Below are 19,925 nucleotides of genomic sequence, written 5' to 3'. Positions count from 1 at the left end.
CCCGCTGCTCCACCACCATACGAACCGCCCGCTCGCGGACTTCAGGTGAAAATTTGTTGGTTGTCTTGCTCATAACGGATGCTCCTTCTCACAAGTTGGAGCCTCCTGGAAACCCGGGGCGCTTCACTGGATCGCGCCGTGATGGCCATGTTCGACTGGGACACGGTGTTCCTCGCACTGCAAAAATACAAACTGCTCAAGGCATGGAGCAACCTGCGGCTGGACCGAAAACGCTTGGTCGACTTCTGCACCGGCGGCAACGCGTGGTACACGCTGTTCATTCCCCAGGCCGAGCTCGCCATCAACGGCTTTGCCGACGTCACCAAGCAGCAGGACATTCTGGTTCAGTTGCTGGTCGAATATACCGATCGCTTCTATCAGGCGCTGAAAGCCGGGTACGAAGGACAGTTTTACGACATTGCCTACATCACCGATGACCACGGTTCGATGCTCAAGCTCTATCAGTTCGAGATCGACGGCACCGACGTTGGCCGCGAGTACGAGGTCAAGCTCAAAGTTCTCAGGGACCTAGTTGCCGCAGGCAAAATCGGCGGAGCGAGCCGATGGAACGCGCCTCACATGGTCGCCATTAGCTTCGACCGACATCTCTACTACCCGTTGATGGCTCCTGATGTGACGGGCAGTCTGCCCCTAAAGATGCGCCCGATCGCCTTCGATTCCCCTAGCGAAGTCCAGTTCGTCCGCGATCTTGAGGCCTTCTATAATTCACCCGCGGCTAAAGAAACGCTCGCCGGACGCAGCTTGTATCTGCTGCGCAACGCCGATACCCAAGCCAAAGGCTTAGGCTTCGCACGGGCTGGAAACTTCTATCCTGATTTCCTACTCTGGCTTGTAGATGACGCGTCCGGCAAGCAATGGCTTAGCTTTATCGACCCAAAAGGCATCCGTAATCTCGACCTCAGCGATCCCAAGCTTGGACTTTTCTCTGAAATCAAACAGAGAGAATTAGAATTGGGTGATGCCGATTTAACTTTAAATGCATTTATTCTTTCTTTTACTCCATACCGCGACCTACTCAATGTTGGAATTAGCGCTAGCGAGGCTGAATTAGAAGACCGGCACGTTCTGTTTATGGATAATGGCCGCGATTATTATCTTGGAAAGCTATTCGATCGAATAAATGCGAGTGTTTCGAGCCTGTAATGACTGATAACATATGCGTTCAATTCCCAATTCATGCAACGCGATCCAAATCAATTATATTTGCCAGCTGAGCCGCAACGAGCGGCTCCGCTAGGGCGCGGACGCTACGATGGTGGGTAAACAGAAGAACCTGATTGATCTTGCCGAACTCAGCAAGCAACTCGAGCGTGGACTGGCTGCGTTCATCATCGAAATGCACCAGAATGTCATCCGCGATGAAGGGCAGAGGCTCCGTCGCACTGGCATAATTCTCAAGGCTCGCCAGTCGGAAGGCGAGGAAAAGCTGGTCGCGTGTACCGTCGCTCATGGTAGCGACCGCAGCAATACCGCCATTGGCTCGCCGTCCAACCACGACCGGGTGGCCTTTGTCATCGATATCGGTCTCGATTCCGGCAAATTCACCGAGCGTCGTGGCCGTGAACAGTTCGCCTGCCCGCGCGATGAGCGGATCTTGCTGTTCTGCGCGGATCGTTGCCATGGCCGACGTCACTAATTCGCGCGCAACCGATAACTCGAGATAGCGTTCGAGGACGAGATGCATCTGCGCTGCCGCCGCTTCGCGTTCGGCAACGGCGTGATTGACCTCGCTCTGACTTAGATAGGCAGCAAGGTCGTCCTTTGCCGCCTTCTCGGCGAGAATGGCTGCCTCAATCTCGCTCTCGATCTCGGCAGCACGCGATGTCTGCTCGGTCAGTTCCGCGCGAACCTCATCGAGGTCGCGTTCATCCCATTCCGCCCGCAAGGCAGCGAGATCAAGCTTGTCGCCCACGTCCGTCGCGGTGCGTTCCGCAAGAGCGATCTCATCGCACAAAGCCATGCGTGCTTCACACCGTGATGCTGCGTCCAGAAGGGCCCCATCATCGCCGCCATCAAGTTTTGCCGAAGCAGCGAGGGTAGCCAGTTCCTCGCGAGCGGTGCCGAGGGCCTCTTCCGCTTGGTCGGCCTCAACCTTCGCTTCCTCAAAGTCGGGCAGTACCCCATCATATTGGGTTTGCGCTGTTGCGTTGTCGGTAAACCGGGCCAGCAGCATCTGCGCTGCAACCACACAGTCTTCGCCGATCTCGATGGCGAGTTCAGTCGCGAGGCTGCGGACATCCTTCGCAAGGCTCGCCTCGTCTTCGTCCATGCGCTTCAGCCGCTGGCGGGCCTGCCCTATTGCCGAAAGCACACCGCGTGCGCCAACCCATTCGGTGACAGCACTGTTGGCATCTACCGGCGAAATGTCGGGTTTGAGCCCCAGCGCGCCTGTTGCCGCAGGCCATGCTGTGTCCCAGGCACCCTGTGCGTCCGACAGTCGCTCCACTTCCGCCTCAACCAACTTGTGCTGCCGTTCGGAGTCCAGGCGGTCCCGCGTGTCCCTGGTATATTCGGCATGTGCTTGTTCGTGCCGGGAGATGGCGTTTTGCACCGCGCTGACCCGAGCGGCGAATGACAATGTAGTATCGAGCTTGCGGCTCTGTTCGATCCGTTCGAGCAACTCAACGGTCGGCGCAAGCTGGGCCTCCTCCAAAGCCAGCGCATTGGCCGAAATCCGCAAGCGTTCTGATTCATCCAGCACCAGTTGCCGTGCTTGGCCAAATTGGAGCAGCGAGGCCAGTTCGGGATGCTTGATCAGAACCTGCGGAAAACTGTTCCGCCATTGCGCGATGCGCACTTCAGTCTGCGCGACAAGCGCGGCCGCCTCCTCCTCTGCCGTCTTGACCGCAGTCCTTGCCTCCGCGACGCGCCGCAAGGTGAGTGCGAGCGATGCAGCCCGCTCTGCCTCTGCGGCGCGGCGATCGGCAAGTGCGTCTGCAGACAGGATTGCCGTTTCCAGACCGTCAGCAACAGCTAGGCGAGCAGTGCCGTCATCGGGCAGCTGTCCCGCGACATATGCCGATTTTATCGGCCTCCAGGCATTGGCGCGCAGGGTGCGCGCCTCGGCAAGTGACACATCACTCGCAATGGTTCCGGATGCCTGAAGCGCGCCAATCTCTGTCTCACCGGCTGAAATCTCGCGCTCGGCCTGTCGCTGTAGCTTAGCTTGATCCTCGATTTGCGAGGTCAATGTTTCGCGCGCGGCCTGCTCACTGCGAATGTCGTCAACGCAGGGGCATGGCAGGGCAGCAAGCCCGTCAACGGTATCGAAGCCAAGCGCTTTGAGCCGTCCGGTCAATGTTGCGCTGTCAGTATCCAGCGACTTCTGACGTGCCTGGTGTGCCGACTTCTGGGAAGCGAGGCTGGCAAAGGTCGATGATGACGCCTCTGGCAGAGCATCATGCCCTGCCAGGCGTGCCGCCTTCAAACGATTGTCAATCTCGGCAAGTGTATCCGCGATTTCGCCAAGGCGCGTTCTGGCAGAGGCAAGACTGGGACGGCGCTCCATCATCTCATCGGCAAGCGAGCGCACAAGATTGAGGGCAGACTGGTCCGGGATCAACTGGGCAAGGTTCGCATCGGCCGGCAGGCCAAGCATGCGGCGCAGTGCCGCCAGTTGAGCCTCACCATCGTCAATTTCCCGCTGACGATTGGCACGATCGGAGCGGGCCTTGCTGACGTGAATGGCGCGTTCGGCCAGATCACGCACCCGCTGTTCGGAGGCTTTGAGACCTGGGTTTACCACTAGCGCGTCAAGCCGCGCCTTCAGGCGGTTCCGCCGCTCTATCGCGTCCTCGAGCCGCTTTTCAGCCCCGTTGCGCTGATCGAGAGCAGTCCGCATCCTTACCGCGAAATCATCCGGAAAGGGCGCGACATCGTCATAGCCGACCAGATCCAGTATAAGGTTGGCCAGCTGGCGCAAGTGCGGCGCGACGCGTAGGACGCGCTCCAGCCGGGACGTTGATGCACCAAGGCTGCGCCGCTCGGTGCGTAGGGCCTCGAGCTTTCCCCCGGCTGCGAGCGATGCCTTACGCGTCTGCTCAAAGGTTTCCCGGGTGAGTTGCGCGCCGCGTGCCGTCTTTTCGGCTGCCTCGAATGCCGTCAGCTGCTGGTAGAAAACACGATTTACCGACCGCCTCGTATCGAAGAGCTTGTCCGCTTCGCCGTTGATACCTTCGAGGCGAGATACCAGCGTGCGCAAGCCGCCGCCTGCTTCGACGATCAGACGCCCGATGTCGCCATCGGCGTGAAGCAATCGCTCCCCGCCGTTGCGCAAGGTTTCGTGGTTCAGACCGAAGAGCGTTTCGAACCGCTCTCGTGTGATGGCACCCAGCACCGGCGCAAGAGCGGTGTCATCTAGCGCCGTGCCGGACAGGTCAGCCAGTGTCTTGCCGTTGCCCTTGCGGCGCTTGAGCGTCAGGGTGCTGCCATCAGCCATCAGCATCGAAGCCCCGACGCGCATGCCATCATATCCGAAAAAGCTGCCGCGCTGAGTATTCTTGGGGATCGAGAACAGAAAGTCGCTGATCGCCTCGAGACAGGTACTCTTGCCCGCCTCATTGGCACCGTACACCACCGTGAGGCCCGCCGTTTCCGGAATGGTGAGCTCGCGACTGGCGAAGCCGCCATATTTCTCGAGGCCGAGTTCAGTCAGGCGCATGACCAGCCTCGCTGACTAGACTTCGCGCAAGGGCTGCCGCGCGTTCGGGGATCTCAGCACGCATTTGCTCGATAAAGGCATCGGCATGCGCGCCAGCGGGCAGTTTTGTCCGAATATCGGCAAGACGCGCTTCGAGCACTTGTGCAATCGCGCCGTCCTGGCTCAGGCGGACTACCTCCTGATCAAGCCTTCCAGCCACCGTCGGATCGACCATGCCGAGGGCCGCCGGATGTTCGGTATCCAACCTCAGCTTTTCGAGCCACACATCATCCGAGAGCGTTGCCAGCAATGCTTCCACGTCCTCGCGGAAGACGGTGCGCTCGAGGATCAATCTGGAATGGAGCGGTGTCGTTCCAATCACCGTCAGGCGAAGGGCGATGGGCCGTCCGTCGGCCTGCTCTGCGCTTTGTGCAATATGTCCGCGAATGACATCCAGTAATTCCCTATGTTCGCTCGTTTCTGACACATCAACTGTGATCGATGCCCAGCGCACCACATCGAGCGCGCGATGCTCGAGACTAGTGACCCTGCCGTCATTGACTTTGACCAGAACCGCCCCCTTGGGCCCCGTCTCTCGTGGGTGTCGGCCCTGAAGATTGCCGGGATAGACTATGTGCGGGTGCTCGCCGAGCACGGCATGGGCGTGGACATGGCCCAGCGCCCAATAGTCGTAGCCATGATTGGTGAGCTGCTCGGGCGTGCAGGGCGCATAACGAACGTGATGACCTTCGCTGCCCGCACATGCCGTATGGAGAACGCCGATGTTGAACAGCGCCTGGGTTGCTGCCGGATATTCGCGTGCCAGATCTTCGGAGACATCCGGACGGGGGAAGCTGCGACCGTGGATTGCGACCCCGACATCCTCCAGACGATGTGTGGCGGCCTTGGTCTTTGGAAAGACATGGACATTGCCCGAAAGGGACAGCTTGTCGGCAAAGCGATTGGCTGAATCATGGTTCCCCAACACCATGAAGACAGAAATCCCCGCTTCGTCGAGCCGTCGCATGCCCGCCATAAAGTAGAGCCCCGTCTGGAAATTACGTAAATCTCCATCAAAAATGTCACCGGCCAACAGAACAAATCGACAGCCTTCATCAATCGCAAGCGCGATGAGATTGTCAAACGCTTCGCGGGACGCTGCTTCTACACGCGCTGCAAAGTCAGCCGATTTTCCCGCTAATCCAAGTAGGGGGCTATCAAGATGAAGATCAGCGGCATGAACAAACGAGAATCCAGTCAATCTATTGCACCTCTTTTAGGCCGGATTGACACATGCTCCGCAGCCGTGCCTTGATATCATCGCCGCGAGCGACGTCGATGGAAAAAATTTCAAGGCGATCCTGGCACGAATTGACGCCGTAATCGCCGATCAGTCCCTCATCGCATCCGGCTTGGTCATGATGAGGGTAAAGTAAGGTCAGCCTCTCGCATTCATAAATGCGACCATAAGCCATCATCTGATACACGTCGGCTTGCGATACGCCACGTTTGGGGTCATCGATCCTTGCGGTAATCCGTTTCCATTTGGTGTCGACCACCTGAACTACAGCATCGCCCCGCTTAATCAGGATGTCCGGTCGTGTCTGGAAGACCTGCCTCCGATCGTCTGCCTCCAGGCAGTACAGCCGCCCGCCTTGGCTGACGACACGCAAGTCAGTGTCACCAAGGGCCCGTTTGAGCATCCGAGCGATATACTCCTCAAACAGCATGTTCATTTCGAACAGCAGTGAAAAACCATCACTGCCTCCGGCAGACGTGGTCTGAAACCGCTCGCCCAGCAGCAGGCGCGCTAGGTTCAGCAGTTCACGCCAGCGCCCGTTCGTGCGGTCTAGGACCACATCGTCCCACCGAAGCGCCTGCACCGGCAGGTCGGCGATATCCGCATAGGCAAACGTGAGTTCTCTAAGACGTCTTTGGTTGTCAGTCGTTCGAGCTATACGGGAGAGACGGGTGATCGCCGCTTTCATGATGCGATTGAGTGCGATGTCCGACGTCAGCGCATCGTAGCGGCAGGCCAGCCGTGAAGGATCGACTGCCAGCGTTGTGAACTGGCGTGTGACATTCAGCCGCCCGCGTAAGGCTGGAAGGTCGTCGGCGTGCTCGACATAGCGGCGAGGTATGCCCTGCCGCACGGCATCGACCAGCTTCTCGGAAAAAAGGCGGATCAGGATCTCAAGTAGTGTTTCACGCTGCCAATCAAGCGCTGTGACTTGGCCAGCATCGATCTTCAGGTCAAGCGCGACCGCGAGCATATGGACAAGGCGACGACGGATGCTTCCGGTCGCCTGAGAGCCTTCTTCGTTGGGAATATCGATCTTCGGCAGGATTTCGAGCGCACAGCCCCCGGCGGCTATGACGCCGACGACGCCGCGTGCTCTAAGCGCCTTGCGACCATGGCCCAGCACCCCACCTCCGCCCCGACCCGCTAACGGCGAGGCCGCCGCAACAGCAGCGATCCGATCCGCCGCATGGGCAGGGATTTCGCCTGCGGCATCACCATAACGCAGCGTCTCCCATTCAAGAATCGTCCGGCGAATCACGCCGAAGCGAAGCCGCCATAAGAGAAGGTGTCGCGCACGCTCCAACGATAGCGCGGTGCAGCATCCTCATCGCCGCCCAGACCCTTCGGCGCTTTTAATCTACGTCGATCGATGAAGCGGCCTTCCCGATCACCTTCGCCATCATCGCCGTCACCCAACACGGCAGCGACCTTCGCCCAGTCCTCGTAGAAATATTCAGCAAGGAGCGGGATAACTTTATTCCGCATGACCTCGTCCACCTCGTCGCGCGTTTCACAGCGGATGAAATAGGCATGGCCGATCTGATGCTCGCGGTCGAAGAGATATTCGATCCGTTCGTTCACGGTCGCGAGCAATGCGGCAAGATCGATGCCATCGACCGTCCCCAGGAGCGATGCGTCAGGCATAAGTTCGCGAAACTCAAACCGACGGCGCAGCGCGGTGTCGAGAAGCGCAATTGAGCGGTCGGCGGTGTTCATGGTGCCGATGATGTGCAGATTGGTGGGCACGCCAAATTCCTGCTTGGAATAGGGCAATCGGACCGTCAGTGCATTCTCCTGGCCAATTCGCTTGTCCGGCTCCAGCAGTGTGATCAATTCACCGAAAACCTTGGAGATGTTGGCGCGGTTGATCTCGTCGATGATCAGCACGAAGGGCTCCGGCGTGCCGAAGGTCGCCGTCGCGCCACCGCTTGCAACGATCTGCTCCAAACCGTCCCAGTTCACGTGTCGGCTGTTCATTTGATAAGCGGAAACTTGGCTTAGCTCCTTATCGTAGATGAGCTCCCGCGGCAGGCTTTCATCGCTGTGCCAGAGCCAGCGCACGGATCGACGATGATTATATTCGCCGTTCGTCCCGGGCACGAACTGGTAAGGACCAGTAATTTCACCGACCGCGCGGAACTTACGATTGCCGTCGGAGATGACGATTAGCGATCCGATCTGCATGTTGATGCGAAAGGCATACATCTGAGACATATTGGGATCGTTGCCGCTGGCGTCGGGAAAATCTTGCCGCCAACGTTCTTTGATTGCATCCCACGCATCGTAGCGAGGGTCCGACCAGTCGACTTCTCCACCCCAACCAAGCACGACATAGCCGTCGCGAATTGCGTCCTGATAAATAACATCGTCCTCGGACGCCCAACTGCGTCCCAGAGACATTTTGAAGATCTTCCGATTGCGGTCGATAACCGGGGCATCGCCACCTGCTGCCCTGCCGTGATTGCTCGCAGCGAGCTCTGCGATGAGCTTGAAGACGCCGTCTTGCGGCTGAAGGCTGAACCCCACGCTGCCGCTTGCGCCCTCGTCTTGCGCTGCTGTCACCGGCCGGAGCCCCTCGACAAAATCCTCATAGCTGAAATTTTGATGGAAGGTGACGAACGCGATCCGTCCTTTTTGGTGTAGCGATCGGTACGATGCCATCAGCGCCTCGCGGTCGTCTGGCACCACGGTTTCACCGCACAAGCGGACAGCTTCCTCTGCGGTCGCATATGTTTTGCCGGTGCCGGGCGGTCCATAGAGGATAAGGTTCGTCGGCATTATGGTCTGATCCCTCATAGCAGTATCGGCGGGTTCGTCGGCATTTTCGGAAATGCGCTTCTGGCAGGTCTCCCAAATGAAACCCTGTACATCCCAGAGATCGCGGGGGTTCCAACCCCATTCTTCGCGCATGATGCGCGCGATCTCTTCAGCGAGCGTGATGACGTGCCGCACTTCGTCTTCTGTCAGGGGCTGCTGCCCGAATGCCCCTTTGCCGAGCAGCATCTTCGACGCATTGTCAGTGGGCGTGGAGCGGATACCAAGGACGCGCTGCCCATCAACCAATCCACGGATCATCGTGGGTATCGTGCGGCTTTCCGCGAACGGCCGGGCCGGCGCTCTCGTCGAAAGCATATGCCATGTGTTCGACGCAAAGGCGGATATGGCGTCTATCGGGTCATCACCGCGGGCTAGCAAACCAGCGGCTTGTTCGATCTTGCCTGGCTCCTCGCGCCGGATATCCGTCACCAGTTTAGCGATGCGCCAATCCAATAGGCTGCTTGGCACACCGCTCTTGCCAGCGACGAGGTCGAGCAGCATGGCACCCAACACTTCATCGCTTTCAGCATGTTTCTCGCGCATGATAGCTGACGCCCGATCAAGCAGGGCGCGTTTAGATTGATCTTCCGCGGCAAGATATCCGCCGCTGTCATCGAAAGCCTTGAAGTCTGGATATTTTGCCTCAAAAAGGTGGCGCAGTCGTTCCAGAACGGACCGATCAAGGTCGACTGTTTCCAGAATGCCTGAATGTGCGGGAATGCCGAGTTCTGCGGCTATCGCGGGGTCGAGTTCATATCGGACTAGCGTCCGCTTTCCATAGCCTAAATAATTGGCAGGCCCTGTGCCGTCGGTGGCCTTAACCCGTGCTAGACGCCCATCGATCAGCATCGCCCGGGCTACGTCTATGATCTTATCGACCTCTTCCGCGTCGCTTGTCTTGTTGGTGGTGCCTGGGCGCTGGAGCCGGTAGGCTGATTTCTTTGTCGCGCGATTGAAGGTTCGCGTCGGTTGGAAAGCCTGACCGTTGGTGCTGAACAGGGTGAGCTGGCGTTTATGGGAACCCGCTGGATCCTTGGACAGGATGTCAAAACCGAGATGTTCCAGATGCTCGCGGGCCTCGGTCCCATTACACGTCTCGCTATTACGCGCTACATCGCCAGGCATGAAACCAAAGGCGCGACCGAAAATTGCCTTGGACGGATAGCTGCGCCCGTCGTGCTCGACCTCATAAGTTATATTGCGATCAGCAAATCCATATTTTTCCATGAAGGCCGGACGGCCGATCTGATCGAATTCCTCCAGCGCTGAAAGAACCGCATCCTTATTCGGGCGCATCATCTACATTCCTCGATCACGAGCGGGGCAGCGCAGTGCCAGCATGACCATTGTTTCCCTATCGCGCCCGCTATGGGTCGAAATCTCTGCCCCGATGTTATTCGGAATATCGAGGCTCTTGCCTGCCAGGCTCGGCATCATGCGGCCATAGCCCGCGCTGGTTCGACGAGTTGCCGGAATTCTTCAGCGGCGAAGCTGATGCGGTCCCACTGATCGACCGGCGCGCCCAGAATTGACAAGAACTTGGGCTCGTTAATTCGCGTAACTCGGCCTGCCACTTTTTCATTGAGCTGCGTGATAAAGCCCCAGAACCATAGATCGTCCCACAATGTCGGTCTTTCCGCGAGCCGAAGGCCGCTTTGCTCGATCATGCCGTTGATCGACGTGAAATTTTCTTTTGGCGCTCCAAGGCAATCGAAAATATGAATAATAACCTTATCGACAGGAACTTTCATAGTTTCCTGCGGATCGACGGTAAAGGCCGACAAGAAGCAAAGGTCGCGATTAATCGGCAAAGTATGGATTTCGATAATGGACTTAACAAAAAGCGCAGCCGTCTTCTCGCCGAACCCGGCCACTGCTTTTAATGAGGTCCACATTTCGTCAAACACTGGTTTATTAGCGCGGCCCCGCTCATCAGCTGGCTGCACAAGCGTCCATAGGGCCTCGTTCAACTCCCCAACGGAGCGGACCTGTTTGAAGGCATCGTAGTTCTGATGCAAATTTTGCCAGGTCGGCATCAATACATCTAATTTGGGAGCAGATTGAGTATGCGCTTTGGAGTGCAACAATGACCAAAGCTTGCTGCCAGTATCGGGCCATGGCAAGATATCTTGGCGATACGCAGCATGCTGCACCTTCTCATTAATTTGTCGGTTGCGAACTAAAAACTCAAAAATAGCGTCCAGCCTGCCGCGCAGTTCGGGAGTCAAGATCCCCTTTCGATTACCCATTACAAATTGTTCCTACGCTTAGTTCGCCGGTTTGCGTCCAGAATATCGCGGCGTGAGTGACGGGTTTTGTGCCCAAGCGATCCACCGCATCGGAATAGGCTGCGAGTTGCGGCCAATAGGTGGCATAGCGGGAGCGTGCATCGGACACCGGGCCACTCTTGTGGTCGACTATCATGAACCCCAAGGGGCCTTCGGCTAACAGGTCGAGGATGATCGTCTGCGCCGTGCCGTCAACTAGCGTAACATCAAGTGGCTGTTCGACATGGAGAGTGGGGAAACCGCGTGCAGCAAGCGCGCTGCGCAAGGACGACGCCTGCTCCAGCACAGCGTTCGCTTCCACCTCGCTTATCCGGCAGTGCGCGGCGACCTTGTGCATAAGGTCCGGGCGTTGCAGACAAATGCGCAAGGCCTCGTGCAGCGCAGTGCCTTTCTCTGTGGCTTTTGTCAGTTCTGCGTTTTTCAACGACACGCCAGGAGCAAGGCTAATTGTAACTAGCTCCGCAGGTTGGGGACGAGCCGTGACGAGGACAGCGGATGGGGCCAGGATCGGGTCGGCATGGGGCACGATACCTAAGCGCAGCGCATGACGCACGGCGCGAACAGGAAGATTAGCATTCTCCGTAGCTGCAAGGAATTCTGGCGGGATCTCTTTGCCACCAACACCTTTGCGTGCCGGAAATAACCGATCTTCAAGAATAATACCGGACGGGGCAAGGGCAAACCCACATTCTTCCTCAAGCATCTGCGCAGGGCAGATATTCCCTTCCTTCCATCCCTTCGAGGGTGGCTTAGGCCATTCTATCACCAAACGATCGCGTGCACGGGTCAGAGCAACGTATAGTAAGCGGCGACACTCCTCGCGCGCATCTTCGCGTCGTAAGTTGAGCGCACGGTCGGTGGATTCGCTGGCCGCGTAACTGGGAGCATAGGATAAACTCGCTTGGTCAAGTATCGCGTTGAAATCGCTGAAATCAGGAATCTCGACGCGAAACTCGCGGGCCCTGGGATTGCGCTCGTGCCCCAAGGTGGCAACCACCACTAGTGGCCATTCCCGGCCCTTTGATGAGTGCCATGTCACCACTTCGATGCCATCGCTCTGATTTCCGCTGGCATGGGGGCGGCTGTCATCCTGTTGGTCAACGCGCGCTTGGAGCCAACCTAGGAAAACGGCAATGCCGTTGCCGTAAAAGCCAGCAGCTTCGCGCGGGGCGATTTCGCCTTGGGAAAAAGCGGTAGCTTCTGCTTCGAGGCGGCCTAGATCAGCGCGCATTTGCAGCGGATCGGGCAGATTGTCGCACCATTGCCGCAGGCCCGCTTTGGATATGATCTGGGCCACCAGCGCGTCCACTGGAAACTTTCCAGCCTCGTCGTGCAGTGCGACGAGACTGTCCATGCCCGTCACCGAAACAGTCTTGCCCGCTGCTAATGCACTCAGTGCGATACCAAGATCGACCTGATCAGGTCCAAGGCTAGCAAAGCAAAGGGCCGCATGCCGGTCGTCTGGATTAGCCACGATCCCTAGCGCAAAGGCGGCAGCCTGAATCACAGGACTATTCCACCATCCGTCTTCGGCCAGTCGGACCGGAAGCCCCAGCGCGCGCAGTTTACCGGCATATTCCGCGCATTGCTTGCCGGTCTGGCACAGAACCGCAATGTCACGCGGCTCGAGTGCCCGAACCTCTTTGGTATGACGATCCTCGATCGTCATTTCTCCGTTTTTCAGGATATCCCCAATACGCTCTGCCACGATATGAGAAGGCTTGGCGGTATCGGCCTTGGTTTCTCTTCCTGTCACATCCTGTTCGATTACCTCGAGCGCAGCTGTTGGGCCAGATGCACGCATTGGGGCGAGCGGGCTGTAGCGATCGCCGAATAGTCTGGGTCCAAGCACATTCACGAATTCCATGATCGGTGCCACTGAACGCCAGTTGTTTGGCAACGCAGGGTGTGGATGGGCCTTTGCGAGCGCCTCGGCGAGGCGAGGATCGGCTCCCTGGAAACCCATGATCGCTTGCTTGGTATCACCCACAATCAGCGTGCGCGGTGCCTGAGCGGCCAATTGCCACAAAAATGCGAACTGAATCGGGCTAGTGTCTTGGAATTCATCAATGACCACGCAATCGATCTCGGCCAGAATTGCTTCCGTTACGTCGCTGCGTGAGGCCAGCATCGCCGCCGCATTGGTGATCATATCACCGTAGTCAATTACACCCAGCGCGGCCTTGGCATGACCATAATCGGTCATCACCTGTTGCGCAGCGCGAACAAGTTCGCGTGCATGATGCATGGCATCGTCGCGCGGGCCAGGCAAGCAAGGCAGGGCATCAGCAACCGAAAGAACTGCGCCCGCTAGCGCTTCATATTCTTCGGGCAGTTTTGTTCTACTATTTGAAAGCTGCAGCTTGCGCAGCCTCTCCCAAACCTTCCAGTCCTTTTCTCCCCGCAGTAGCGAGCGCTGCGCTGCGAGCAGAGCTTTATGGTCATCGCGCAGAGCAGACTTAACTGTTTTGGCGGTGACGCTGCTCGCGATCGAGCCAGGAAAAGCGTGCAGCAACGCGTCGATCGAGCGGCGCAAAGCGTCAGCCGTGTCCGCATTTGTTCCCGTAACGGGGCCGTAGGCAGCATATACAGATTGCGCAGCCTGCTCAGCTAAGACGGGATCGCACCCGCGTGGACCTAAGGTGCGCAGTGTTTCAACAAGTTTTAGGAACGCTTTGCGAAATACCTCTTCCGCACTAGCTCCGCTGTTGAACTCAAAGCTGTAGCCATGTGCTGCAAGGTTACTTGCCATTTGTCCAATTGTAGGAGCTGCCTCGAGGCAGCGACGCAGAAGCAGATCTTGCTCGGCCTCTTCGATGAGGCGCAAATGGGGGGATGCCCCGTGCGCCAAGGCATGCTCGCCAAGGAGTCGCTGGCCCAGAGCGTGGATTGTGGTGACATAGGCCTGTTCGACCTCAAGGGCTGCCTCGATATTGCCCGCAGCTAGCAGTTCCGTGCGAATGCGCTGCCGCAGTTCGCCAGCGGCGGCTTCGGTGAAAGTGACGGCTAGGATTTTGCGTGGGGCAACATCCCCAGCGCTGACCCACTGACCAAGCGTGGTTTTGATGTGGTGGGTCTTACCCGCGCCAGCGCCTGCCGGGACAATGGCAATGTCAGTCATCCTCGTTCTCCATGGCAAAGGCAGACGGCGCACTATCGTTGCGCATGAAGGCCCGGATCAACGGGCTGTCGTCAAAAGCATAGGTGCCCAACGCTGTCACCTTGTCGAAATGCTTCTCGTCCCCGCTCGCATTGGTGTGCAATTGCCCAAGTCGCAGTGCCTCGAAGCGGCGCTCCAACTCCTTCATCGCGCGGTGCGAGATTTCAGTATCGAACACTTCGACCCCCGTTGAGCCATGCCCGTCGATGCCGTTCACCAGCACGCCTGCATCGTTCATCATGTTGTAGGCCACACCGACCTTACCGCCAGCCTCCGCTAAGACCGTGCTTGCGGGACCCGGCTCTTCATTTTCGGACAACGTGATTTTTACCCGCATTTGTCGATAGAGTTCGACTTGCAGATCGCAGCCCGCCTCCATGCGCCGACGCCGTTTGCCTGACGAGCTTTTCTTGTGATCAACGATCACCGGGAGTCCATTTCCTAGTTGGAGCAGGCTATCGGCCATCCCGTGAACGGGATGCCCCATGATCTCACCCTCCAGCCAGAACTCGTTGGCGACAACCGTGGCACCCCAGTTCCTGAGCGTTGTCGCCCAGCTCTGCGCAGAACGCACGATGTCGCCGATAATTGCTTCACGTTCCATCGCCCAGGCCGTTCCCGCCATGAAGGGGGCATCAAGGGAAACGCATTCATCGAACAGGGTCGGCACAAGACCGGCCACTTCGCCAGGATCGCAGATCGGTTCGCCGGCTTTGAAGAGGCGCTCGAACACACCGTGGGCTAAGGTGCCGCGCAGCCGGACATCGAGCGCTTCGGGTGCCCAGCCCACATGCTCTGCATCCAGTTCGCCCAGCGCCCAAGCCAACGGAGAAACAAGCAGCTTTTCAAGTCGGCTTGGACTTTGCGGGCGCGGCTTGCCCTCTTCATTGATGCGCAGATGGAGCAGATTTCGGCCCAGCTCATAATTGAAAGGCGGATCCACACGCACAACCATCTTACGTTCGACCGGCTCTACCCAATCGATCAGCTGCTCCCAAACCAATGCTTTCCCTGCGCCAAGCGAAGCAAGGAAATCTTCGGGATCCTTCACGCCGTCGACAAGACGGGCAATCAAAGCCAGGCTTGATGCGGGGAGCAGCGCCTTACCGTAACCATCGCGCTCGGCGCACAGCATCACCACCTCGTCCCGTACTGCACCCAGTTGGCGGGCAAAGCGGGCGAGGCCTTTATCGAGGCGACCCCGGCGTGTGGGCATTGTTAGCCCGCAAAGCTTCTCAATCGCGTTGAGTTCACTATCGAGAAAAATCGGGTTGCGAGGGCTAGGGACGGGGTAAGCGCCCTCGTTGAACCCGGTGACGATCATTTTTGAAAAGCGTCGCCGGGGCATTTCGGAGGCATGCAGCACGCTTATCGCATTTGGGTACAGCGATCCGCGTGGCGCACGTTCAAGGCGGTAGGAGGAAGCCATCTTAAGGATGCTCTCCCAGTTCGGTGCCGCGTCCATATCGGCATTGCTCAACGAATTGAGCAGCAAGCTAATATGACTCTTGGCCTCGCCAATGTCGCGCTCTGTACGTGAGTCGGATGAGCCGAGAAGCTTGCGCAGCGCATTGAGTCGCCCGCAAAGCTGTTTGTTGGTGGATGCGCCGGGGCTCGTGAGCAGGCGGACAAGTTCCGTACCCTTGGTATCAACATCGAGACCGGCGGCCCAATAGCCCCTGCCTTGCATTACCCGGCGCGCCATGCGGCGGCCCAAATCCGCGGGCCAGGGCAGTATCGGCGAGGCGAGCAGCGAGGCTCGTGCCATCTGAGGCACTGGATCGCGTTGACAGCAGAGGAACAGGTACACCGTCTCGGCCCCGATATTCCGCGCAGACGCGCTGGCTGGGAGGCCTTGCAGCAGCAGTCCCGCATCGTCAGCAAGGCTGCGCAGTTGGGCCGCGTGGGCGCCGTCATTGGGCACGATGACTGCGATATCGGCCGGGGCAAGCATATCATCTTGGCGAAGCCAGCGCTGAATAATCGTCACGGCTGCTTCACATTCGCCTAGGCTGTCGCGAACGGTGAGAACTGCGAAACTGTCATCGGGGCGTATCGTCGTTGCAGATGGTGACAGCAGCCCGCGCTGGATATGGCCAAGCAATGTATCAACGGCAGCCGCCGGGGCGCATCGTTCGCCAACTAGCCGTATAAAATCGGGATCATCTTGACCGCAAACGACGTGTTGCTGCGCCAGGAGATTGATCACCGATTGCTCAAGTTGGCTGCGTGCCGGATCATGCGGCGGCGCAATCAACGCGACCTTTTGCAGCACATCGTCTGCTTCACAGGCAAGAAATGTGTGCAAGGTGGCGATATCGGCGGGCATGGCCGCACGCTGCTCGCGCCAGAGCCTTAACAGCGCCTCTAGATGAATGCGGGCACGGCTTCCGTCGGCCAGGGCGTTGATGTCGGTCCCGTCAGGGCTGTCACCTGGCGCAGCCAACATCACTGCGCGCAGGGCCTCTCCGACTACTTGTGCTGTTTCACGCGGGGCAACGGAAAGACTAGCGCTCCACGGCCAGTCGCCGCTCGCGCGGTCCAAGACCGCTGCAAGGTCGGCTTCAGTATGGTGGGGCAGAGCGTACAAGCTGGAAAGCAGCTCGGCGGTAAGCGGGAGGCAGCCTTTTACGGGGCCGGTGCCGAACCTTAAGTAACAATCCTCAAACATTTCTCGCCCCCTCATGATCTTTCAGCATCGAGATCTTTTGCGCCAGCCCAGGTTTTGGAAAATTAGAGCCGCGTACTGAATCAACAGCACGGAACTGTCGCGCAAGAAGCGTAAATGCGTCGATTACGGAGCGCTTGAGATCGTTCTGGGCAAATGTCCTCTTATCCCTGTCGTTCCGCATCGATTCCCCCTGTTGCGGACCGAGGTCCGCTGGACTGCATCATTCATGTCTCGCATAATGCAGTCGGACGACAGATCCTGTCGCATGGTAAGGGTTTAAGATGTCTTATCGCAATGCGATCGACCTCCTGACTATCGCTGCGCATGCAGCAAGCGCACGAGGTATCAGCCTTGAAGAAATATCCGAAATTTTGGAGCGAGACTATCGGACATCGCAGCGCGTCATTGCGGCGCTCCGAGAACGTTTCCCTGAGTTAGATCATTTCCGCGACGAGGAATCGGGCAAGACGCGCTGGCGACTTCCTAACAAGGCCATCGCACCATTGCTCGTGCCGACAGCCGAAGAACTCGCGGCACTGACCCTAGCGGAAGAAATGCTTACAAACGGCGCTGGTGCCGATCAGGTGCAAGCATTGCGCTCGTTACATGCCAAGATTTTAGCGCTGATCCCAAGTGAGCGCAGCCGCAAAATCGAAGCGGACGAAGAAGCCCTTTTGGTGGCTCTCGGCCATGCGACGCGCCCTGGGCCAAGACCCGTTGGGCGGGAAACAATCGACCTGGCCATTTCAACTGCCCTCAAAGGCACATCCCGGCTGCGCATACGCTATCGCGGCTGGAAGGATGCCGTCTCTCGCGAGCGAACCGTTGCGCCACACGGCTTGCTGTTGGGCGCACGCCGATATTTGGTTGCTGTTGATCTCGAAAAGGTCGGCGGCGGGATCCAACATTTCCGCGTCGATGCCATTGAAGAGGCTGTAGTGCTGCCGGAATCGTTTGTTCGCAAGTCAGGCTTCGACCTCGACACACATGCGGAGCGATGCTTCGGTTCCTACCAACAAGAAGATGGCATACACGACGTGGCGTGGCGCTTTGCAGCTAACGCCGCCTCGCGTGCGGAAGGCTTTCTTTTTCATCCATCCCAGATCGTTGAGCATGAGCCCGGCGGATCACTGCTTGTTAGATTTCGCGCGTCCGGCCTACTCGAAATGTGCTGGCACCTATACATGTGGGGAGACGCGGTTGAGGTGATATCTCCACCCGAGCTTATTTCGATGGTGAACGCATATCGCCGATCAGACTTTGCATCGATGCCATGACGATGTGGGGCCGGAGAGAAGCCCCTCCAGACCCCTTATCCCGGCATCAGCAGTCCGGAAGGTCGTCGAGATTATTTTTCGATGTCGTGTCGCGATCGGTACGTAAGTATTTTCCGGTTGTACCGTTCACCACTCGGATTTTGGTTTCCGGATAGTGCGTCCAATTCACCCAATATTCGTGGGTGCCGGATTCGATATCGCTGATCGCGTCCGCCTTGGCCCTTGGGGACCAGATTTCTCCAGAGTTGCAGAGCTTTGTGATGTCGCCCTGCGAATTTTTGCCTGTCGCTCTGATGTATCGTTTTGCCATAATATTCTCCATCGTTTCAGCGAATCATATTTTCGCAGGCATCAAGATGGGATTGTGACACGACAGATGCTGCCGTCATCGCAAATGGCGATTTGAACACAGGTAGCGGCAGGAGACTAGCTTGCGACGTTCCAACGTCGCTGCCTGAGCGCCATCTCACCGCCAAAACCGGTCCTGCGCAAGTTTGACTGCTGCTTTGATCTAACCACGGTCCTTTTTTGGAATACTATGTTTTGCGCTGCCCAGGCATGGCCGTCCGGGCAGAAAGACACTGGTCCTTCAGAAGCTGCCTAAACGTACCTTAATCTTCCTGTTGCAAAAATCTAAAGGCGCGCGAAGGAGTATGTTGAGTGACAAATTGGATAATGTGTCGCTCCACGATCTAGGCCTCAACATCCGAATCTATCAGAGGACGTAAAATGCCATTCAAAGAAATAACTCACTGCGTACAGCGGCTTGAGATGCTTGAAGAGCGCGCTGGAATCGAGATCAGTGGTTTGATGGTTTCGGTCAATGACGAAGCCGACGCCGATGGTGAATATAAGGTTAGTATTATGGGAGAAATCACCGCCAGAGGCGGCAGCACGATCGAACACGACGTAGAGATAAAAATCAACTGCTATAATTCGAATCGCCAAGTCTGTGGGACATCGACAGTCTATTTTAGTTCGAATGATTTCTACGGAATTGAGACGCTTGATGATACAGTTTATTCAAAAGGCTTCCCGGTCGACATCAAGATCGTCGCAAAGATCATAAAGTAGAGAATTTTCGCGGATTGTAACTATATGTAGAACACTCCCATACCCACTGTCGGCACTGCCGGTCCAGCTTCAAGGTTGCGGCCGGATTACGCAAAATCGCGAGTTCGACGAACCCTGGTATTTCGCGCTGAAGGGCAATCAGGTATTGATTACCCTTTTCTCGCGCTACAACTTCTTCATTAGTTGTGAGGATGAAGGGTTCGCCAGCCCGGCTGATTGTCTTAACCTCGACGTAGAAGGTCTCATCCCCTCTTCGAGCCAAAAGGTCATAACCAAGATTTTGTCGGCTGTGGTCCTCGACATCATATCCCTGTCCGCGAAAAACATCGCCCACGACGTTCTCGCCATGGCGCCACCTCGATATTGAGATGGTGTTTTCTGACTGTGAGGGCCGGGGAGGTGTAGGCGATTGTAGAACGCGGTCATCCTCGGGGGAGCACAGGATATCGATTTCAGCGGGCAAGATCGTAGCTTTACCGCTCTGCACTTGAAAAGCTTCCCTCAAGGTCGCCGAATTCCTGTCGATCAAATCGCCAAGTCCTGGTTTGTCTAAGGCCTGTGGACATTAGCGCATAGCGATTTTCAAGGCCGCGAGATTGATCATAGCGCGGTAGCTCTCGTCAGTTTTTTCGTACCGGGTAGCGATCCGGCGGAATGTTTTGAGGCTGCAGAAAA

12 protein-coding genes and 1 pseudogene are annotated in these 19,925 nt (G+C 57.4%); 3 read left to right on the top strand and 10 right to left on the bottom strand.

Annotation, left to right across the window (positions count from 1 at the left end):
- The first annotated feature begins 141 nt into the window (after nt 1-141).
- Nucleotides 142-1,164, top strand: coding sequence for a hypothetical protein (locus KRZ98_RS13185; protein ID WP_217673956.1), 1,023 nt, complete (start codon nt 142-144; stop codon nt 1,162-1,164).
- Between the two features lie 31 nt (nt 1,165-1,195).
- Here the strand turns inward: KRZ98_RS13185 and KRZ98_RS13180 are convergent, their stop codons facing one another.
- From KRZ98_RS13180 to KRZ98_RS13150, 7 genes are all read right to left on the bottom strand, one after another.
- Nucleotides 1,196-4,681 (bottom strand): YhaN family protein, encoded by a 3,486-nt coding sequence (locus KRZ98_RS13180; protein ID WP_217673955.1) that lies wholly within the window; start codon nt 4,679-4,681, stop codon nt 1,196-1,198.
- Nucleotides 4,668-5,921: a DNA repair exonuclease gene (locus KRZ98_RS13175; protein WP_217673954.1), complete on the bottom strand. Its 1,254-nt coding sequence runs from the start codon at nt 5,919-5,921 to the stop codon at nt 4,668-4,670. The genes KRZ98_RS13180 and KRZ98_RS13175 overlap by 14 nt, the downstream gene beginning before the upstream one ends.
- 1 nt (nt 5,922) lies before the next feature.
- Entirely contained in the window at nt 5,923-7,221 is a 1,299-nt protein-coding gene (locus KRZ98_RS13170; RefSeq protein ID WP_217673953.1) for an McrC family protein, read from the bottom strand.
- Nucleotides 7,218-10,079: an AAA family ATPase gene (locus KRZ98_RS24125; protein WP_254798402.1), complete on the bottom strand. Its 2,862-nt coding sequence runs from the start codon at nt 10,077-10,079 to the stop codon at nt 7,218-7,220. The genes KRZ98_RS13170 and KRZ98_RS24125 overlap by 4 nt, the downstream gene beginning before the upstream one ends.
- A 134-nt stretch (nt 10,080-10,213) precedes the next feature.
- Entirely contained in the window at nt 10,214-11,008 is a 795-nt protein-coding gene (locus KRZ98_RS13160; protein ID WP_217673952.1) for a hypothetical protein, read from the bottom strand.
- Nucleotides 11,009-11,021: 13 nt separating this feature from the next.
- Nucleotides 11,022-14,189 carry an exodeoxyribonuclease V subunit beta gene (locus KRZ98_RS13155; protein ID WP_217673951.1) on the bottom strand — a complete coding sequence of 1,056 codons (3,168 nt, stop codon included), beginning with the start codon at nt 14,187-14,189 and terminating at the stop codon, nt 11,022-11,024.
- A complete protein-coding gene (locus tag KRZ98_RS13150) occupies nt 14,182-16,773 on the bottom strand; it encodes a PD-(D/E)XK nuclease family protein (protein ID WP_217673950.1) in 2,592 nt (863 codons plus the stop codon). The genes KRZ98_RS13155 and KRZ98_RS13150 overlap by 8 nt, the downstream gene beginning before the upstream one ends.
- A 407-nt stretch (nt 16,774-17,180) precedes the next feature.
- Between KRZ98_RS13150 and KRZ98_RS13145 the strand changes: the two genes are divergently transcribed.
- Complete coding sequence (locus KRZ98_RS13145) at nt 17,181-18,176, top strand: YafY family protein (RefSeq protein ID WP_217673949.1); 996 nt, start codon at nt 17,181-17,183, stop codon at nt 18,174-18,176.
- Between the two features lie 46 nt (nt 18,177-18,222).
- Here KRZ98_RS13145 and KRZ98_RS13140 read toward each other — a convergent pair whose 3' ends face one another.
- Nucleotides 18,223-18,486, bottom strand: a complete 264-nt coding sequence (locus KRZ98_RS13140; RefSeq protein WP_217673948.1) for a DUF3892 domain-containing protein — start codon at nt 18,484-18,486, stop codon at nt 18,223-18,225.
- A 419-nt stretch (nt 18,487-18,905) separates the two neighbouring features.
- Between KRZ98_RS13140 and KRZ98_RS13135 the strand changes: the two genes are divergently transcribed.
- Nucleotides 18,906-19,250, top strand: coding sequence for a hypothetical protein (locus KRZ98_RS13135; RefSeq protein ID WP_217673947.1), 345 nt, complete (start codon nt 18,906-18,908; stop codon nt 19,248-19,250).
- Here KRZ98_RS13135 and KRZ98_RS24420 read toward each other — a convergent pair.
- Nucleotides 19,240-19,584 (bottom strand): DUF3883 domain-containing protein, encoded by a 345-nt coding sequence (locus KRZ98_RS24420; protein WP_217673946.1) that lies wholly within the window; start codon nt 19,582-19,584, stop codon nt 19,240-19,242. The genes KRZ98_RS13135 and KRZ98_RS24420 overlap by 11 nt on opposite strands.
- A 231-nt stretch (nt 19,585-19,815) precedes the next feature.
- Nucleotides 19,816-19,925 (bottom strand): annotated as a pseudogene (locus tag KRZ98_RS13125) (IS5/IS1182 family transposase); the annotation flags it as partial.

Source organism: Sphingobium sp. AS12, from assembly GCF_019097845.1.
Taxonomy (GTDB): domain Bacteria; phylum Pseudomonadota; class Alphaproteobacteria; order Sphingomonadales; family Sphingomonadaceae; genus Sphingobium.
The sequence above is the reverse complement of the archived record's forward strand: the minus strand, read 5'-3'. Positions and strand labels throughout refer to the sequence as shown.

Bases quoted from the DNA above. Each gene is read 5' to 3' on its own strand.
- KRZ98_RS13135 (WP_217673947.1), top strand. From the start codon at position 18,906: ATGCCATTCAAAGAAATAACTCACTGCGTACAGCGGCTTGAGATGCTT.
- KRZ98_RS13140 (WP_217673948.1), bottom strand. From the start codon at position 18,486: ATGGCAAAACGATACATCAGAGCGACAGGCAAAAATTCGCAGGGCGAC.
- KRZ98_RS24125 (WP_254798402.1), bottom strand. From the start codon at position 10,079: ATGATGCGCCCGAATAAGGATGCGGTTCTTTCAGCGCTGGAGGAATTC.
- KRZ98_RS13185 (WP_217673956.1), top strand. From the start codon at position 142: ATGGCCATGTTCGACTGGGACACGGTGTTCCTCGCACTGCAAAAATAC.
- KRZ98_RS13180 (WP_217673955.1), bottom strand. From the start codon at position 4,681: ATGCGCCTGACTGAACTCGGCCTCGAGAAATATGGCGGCTTCGCCAGT.
- KRZ98_RS13145 (WP_217673949.1), top strand. From the start codon at position 17,181: ATGTCTTATCGCAATGCGATCGACCTCCTGACTATCGCTGCGCATGCA.
- KRZ98_RS13155 (WP_217673951.1), bottom strand. From the start codon at position 14,189: ATGACTGACATTGCCATTGTCCCGGCAGGCGCTGGCGCGGGTAAGACC.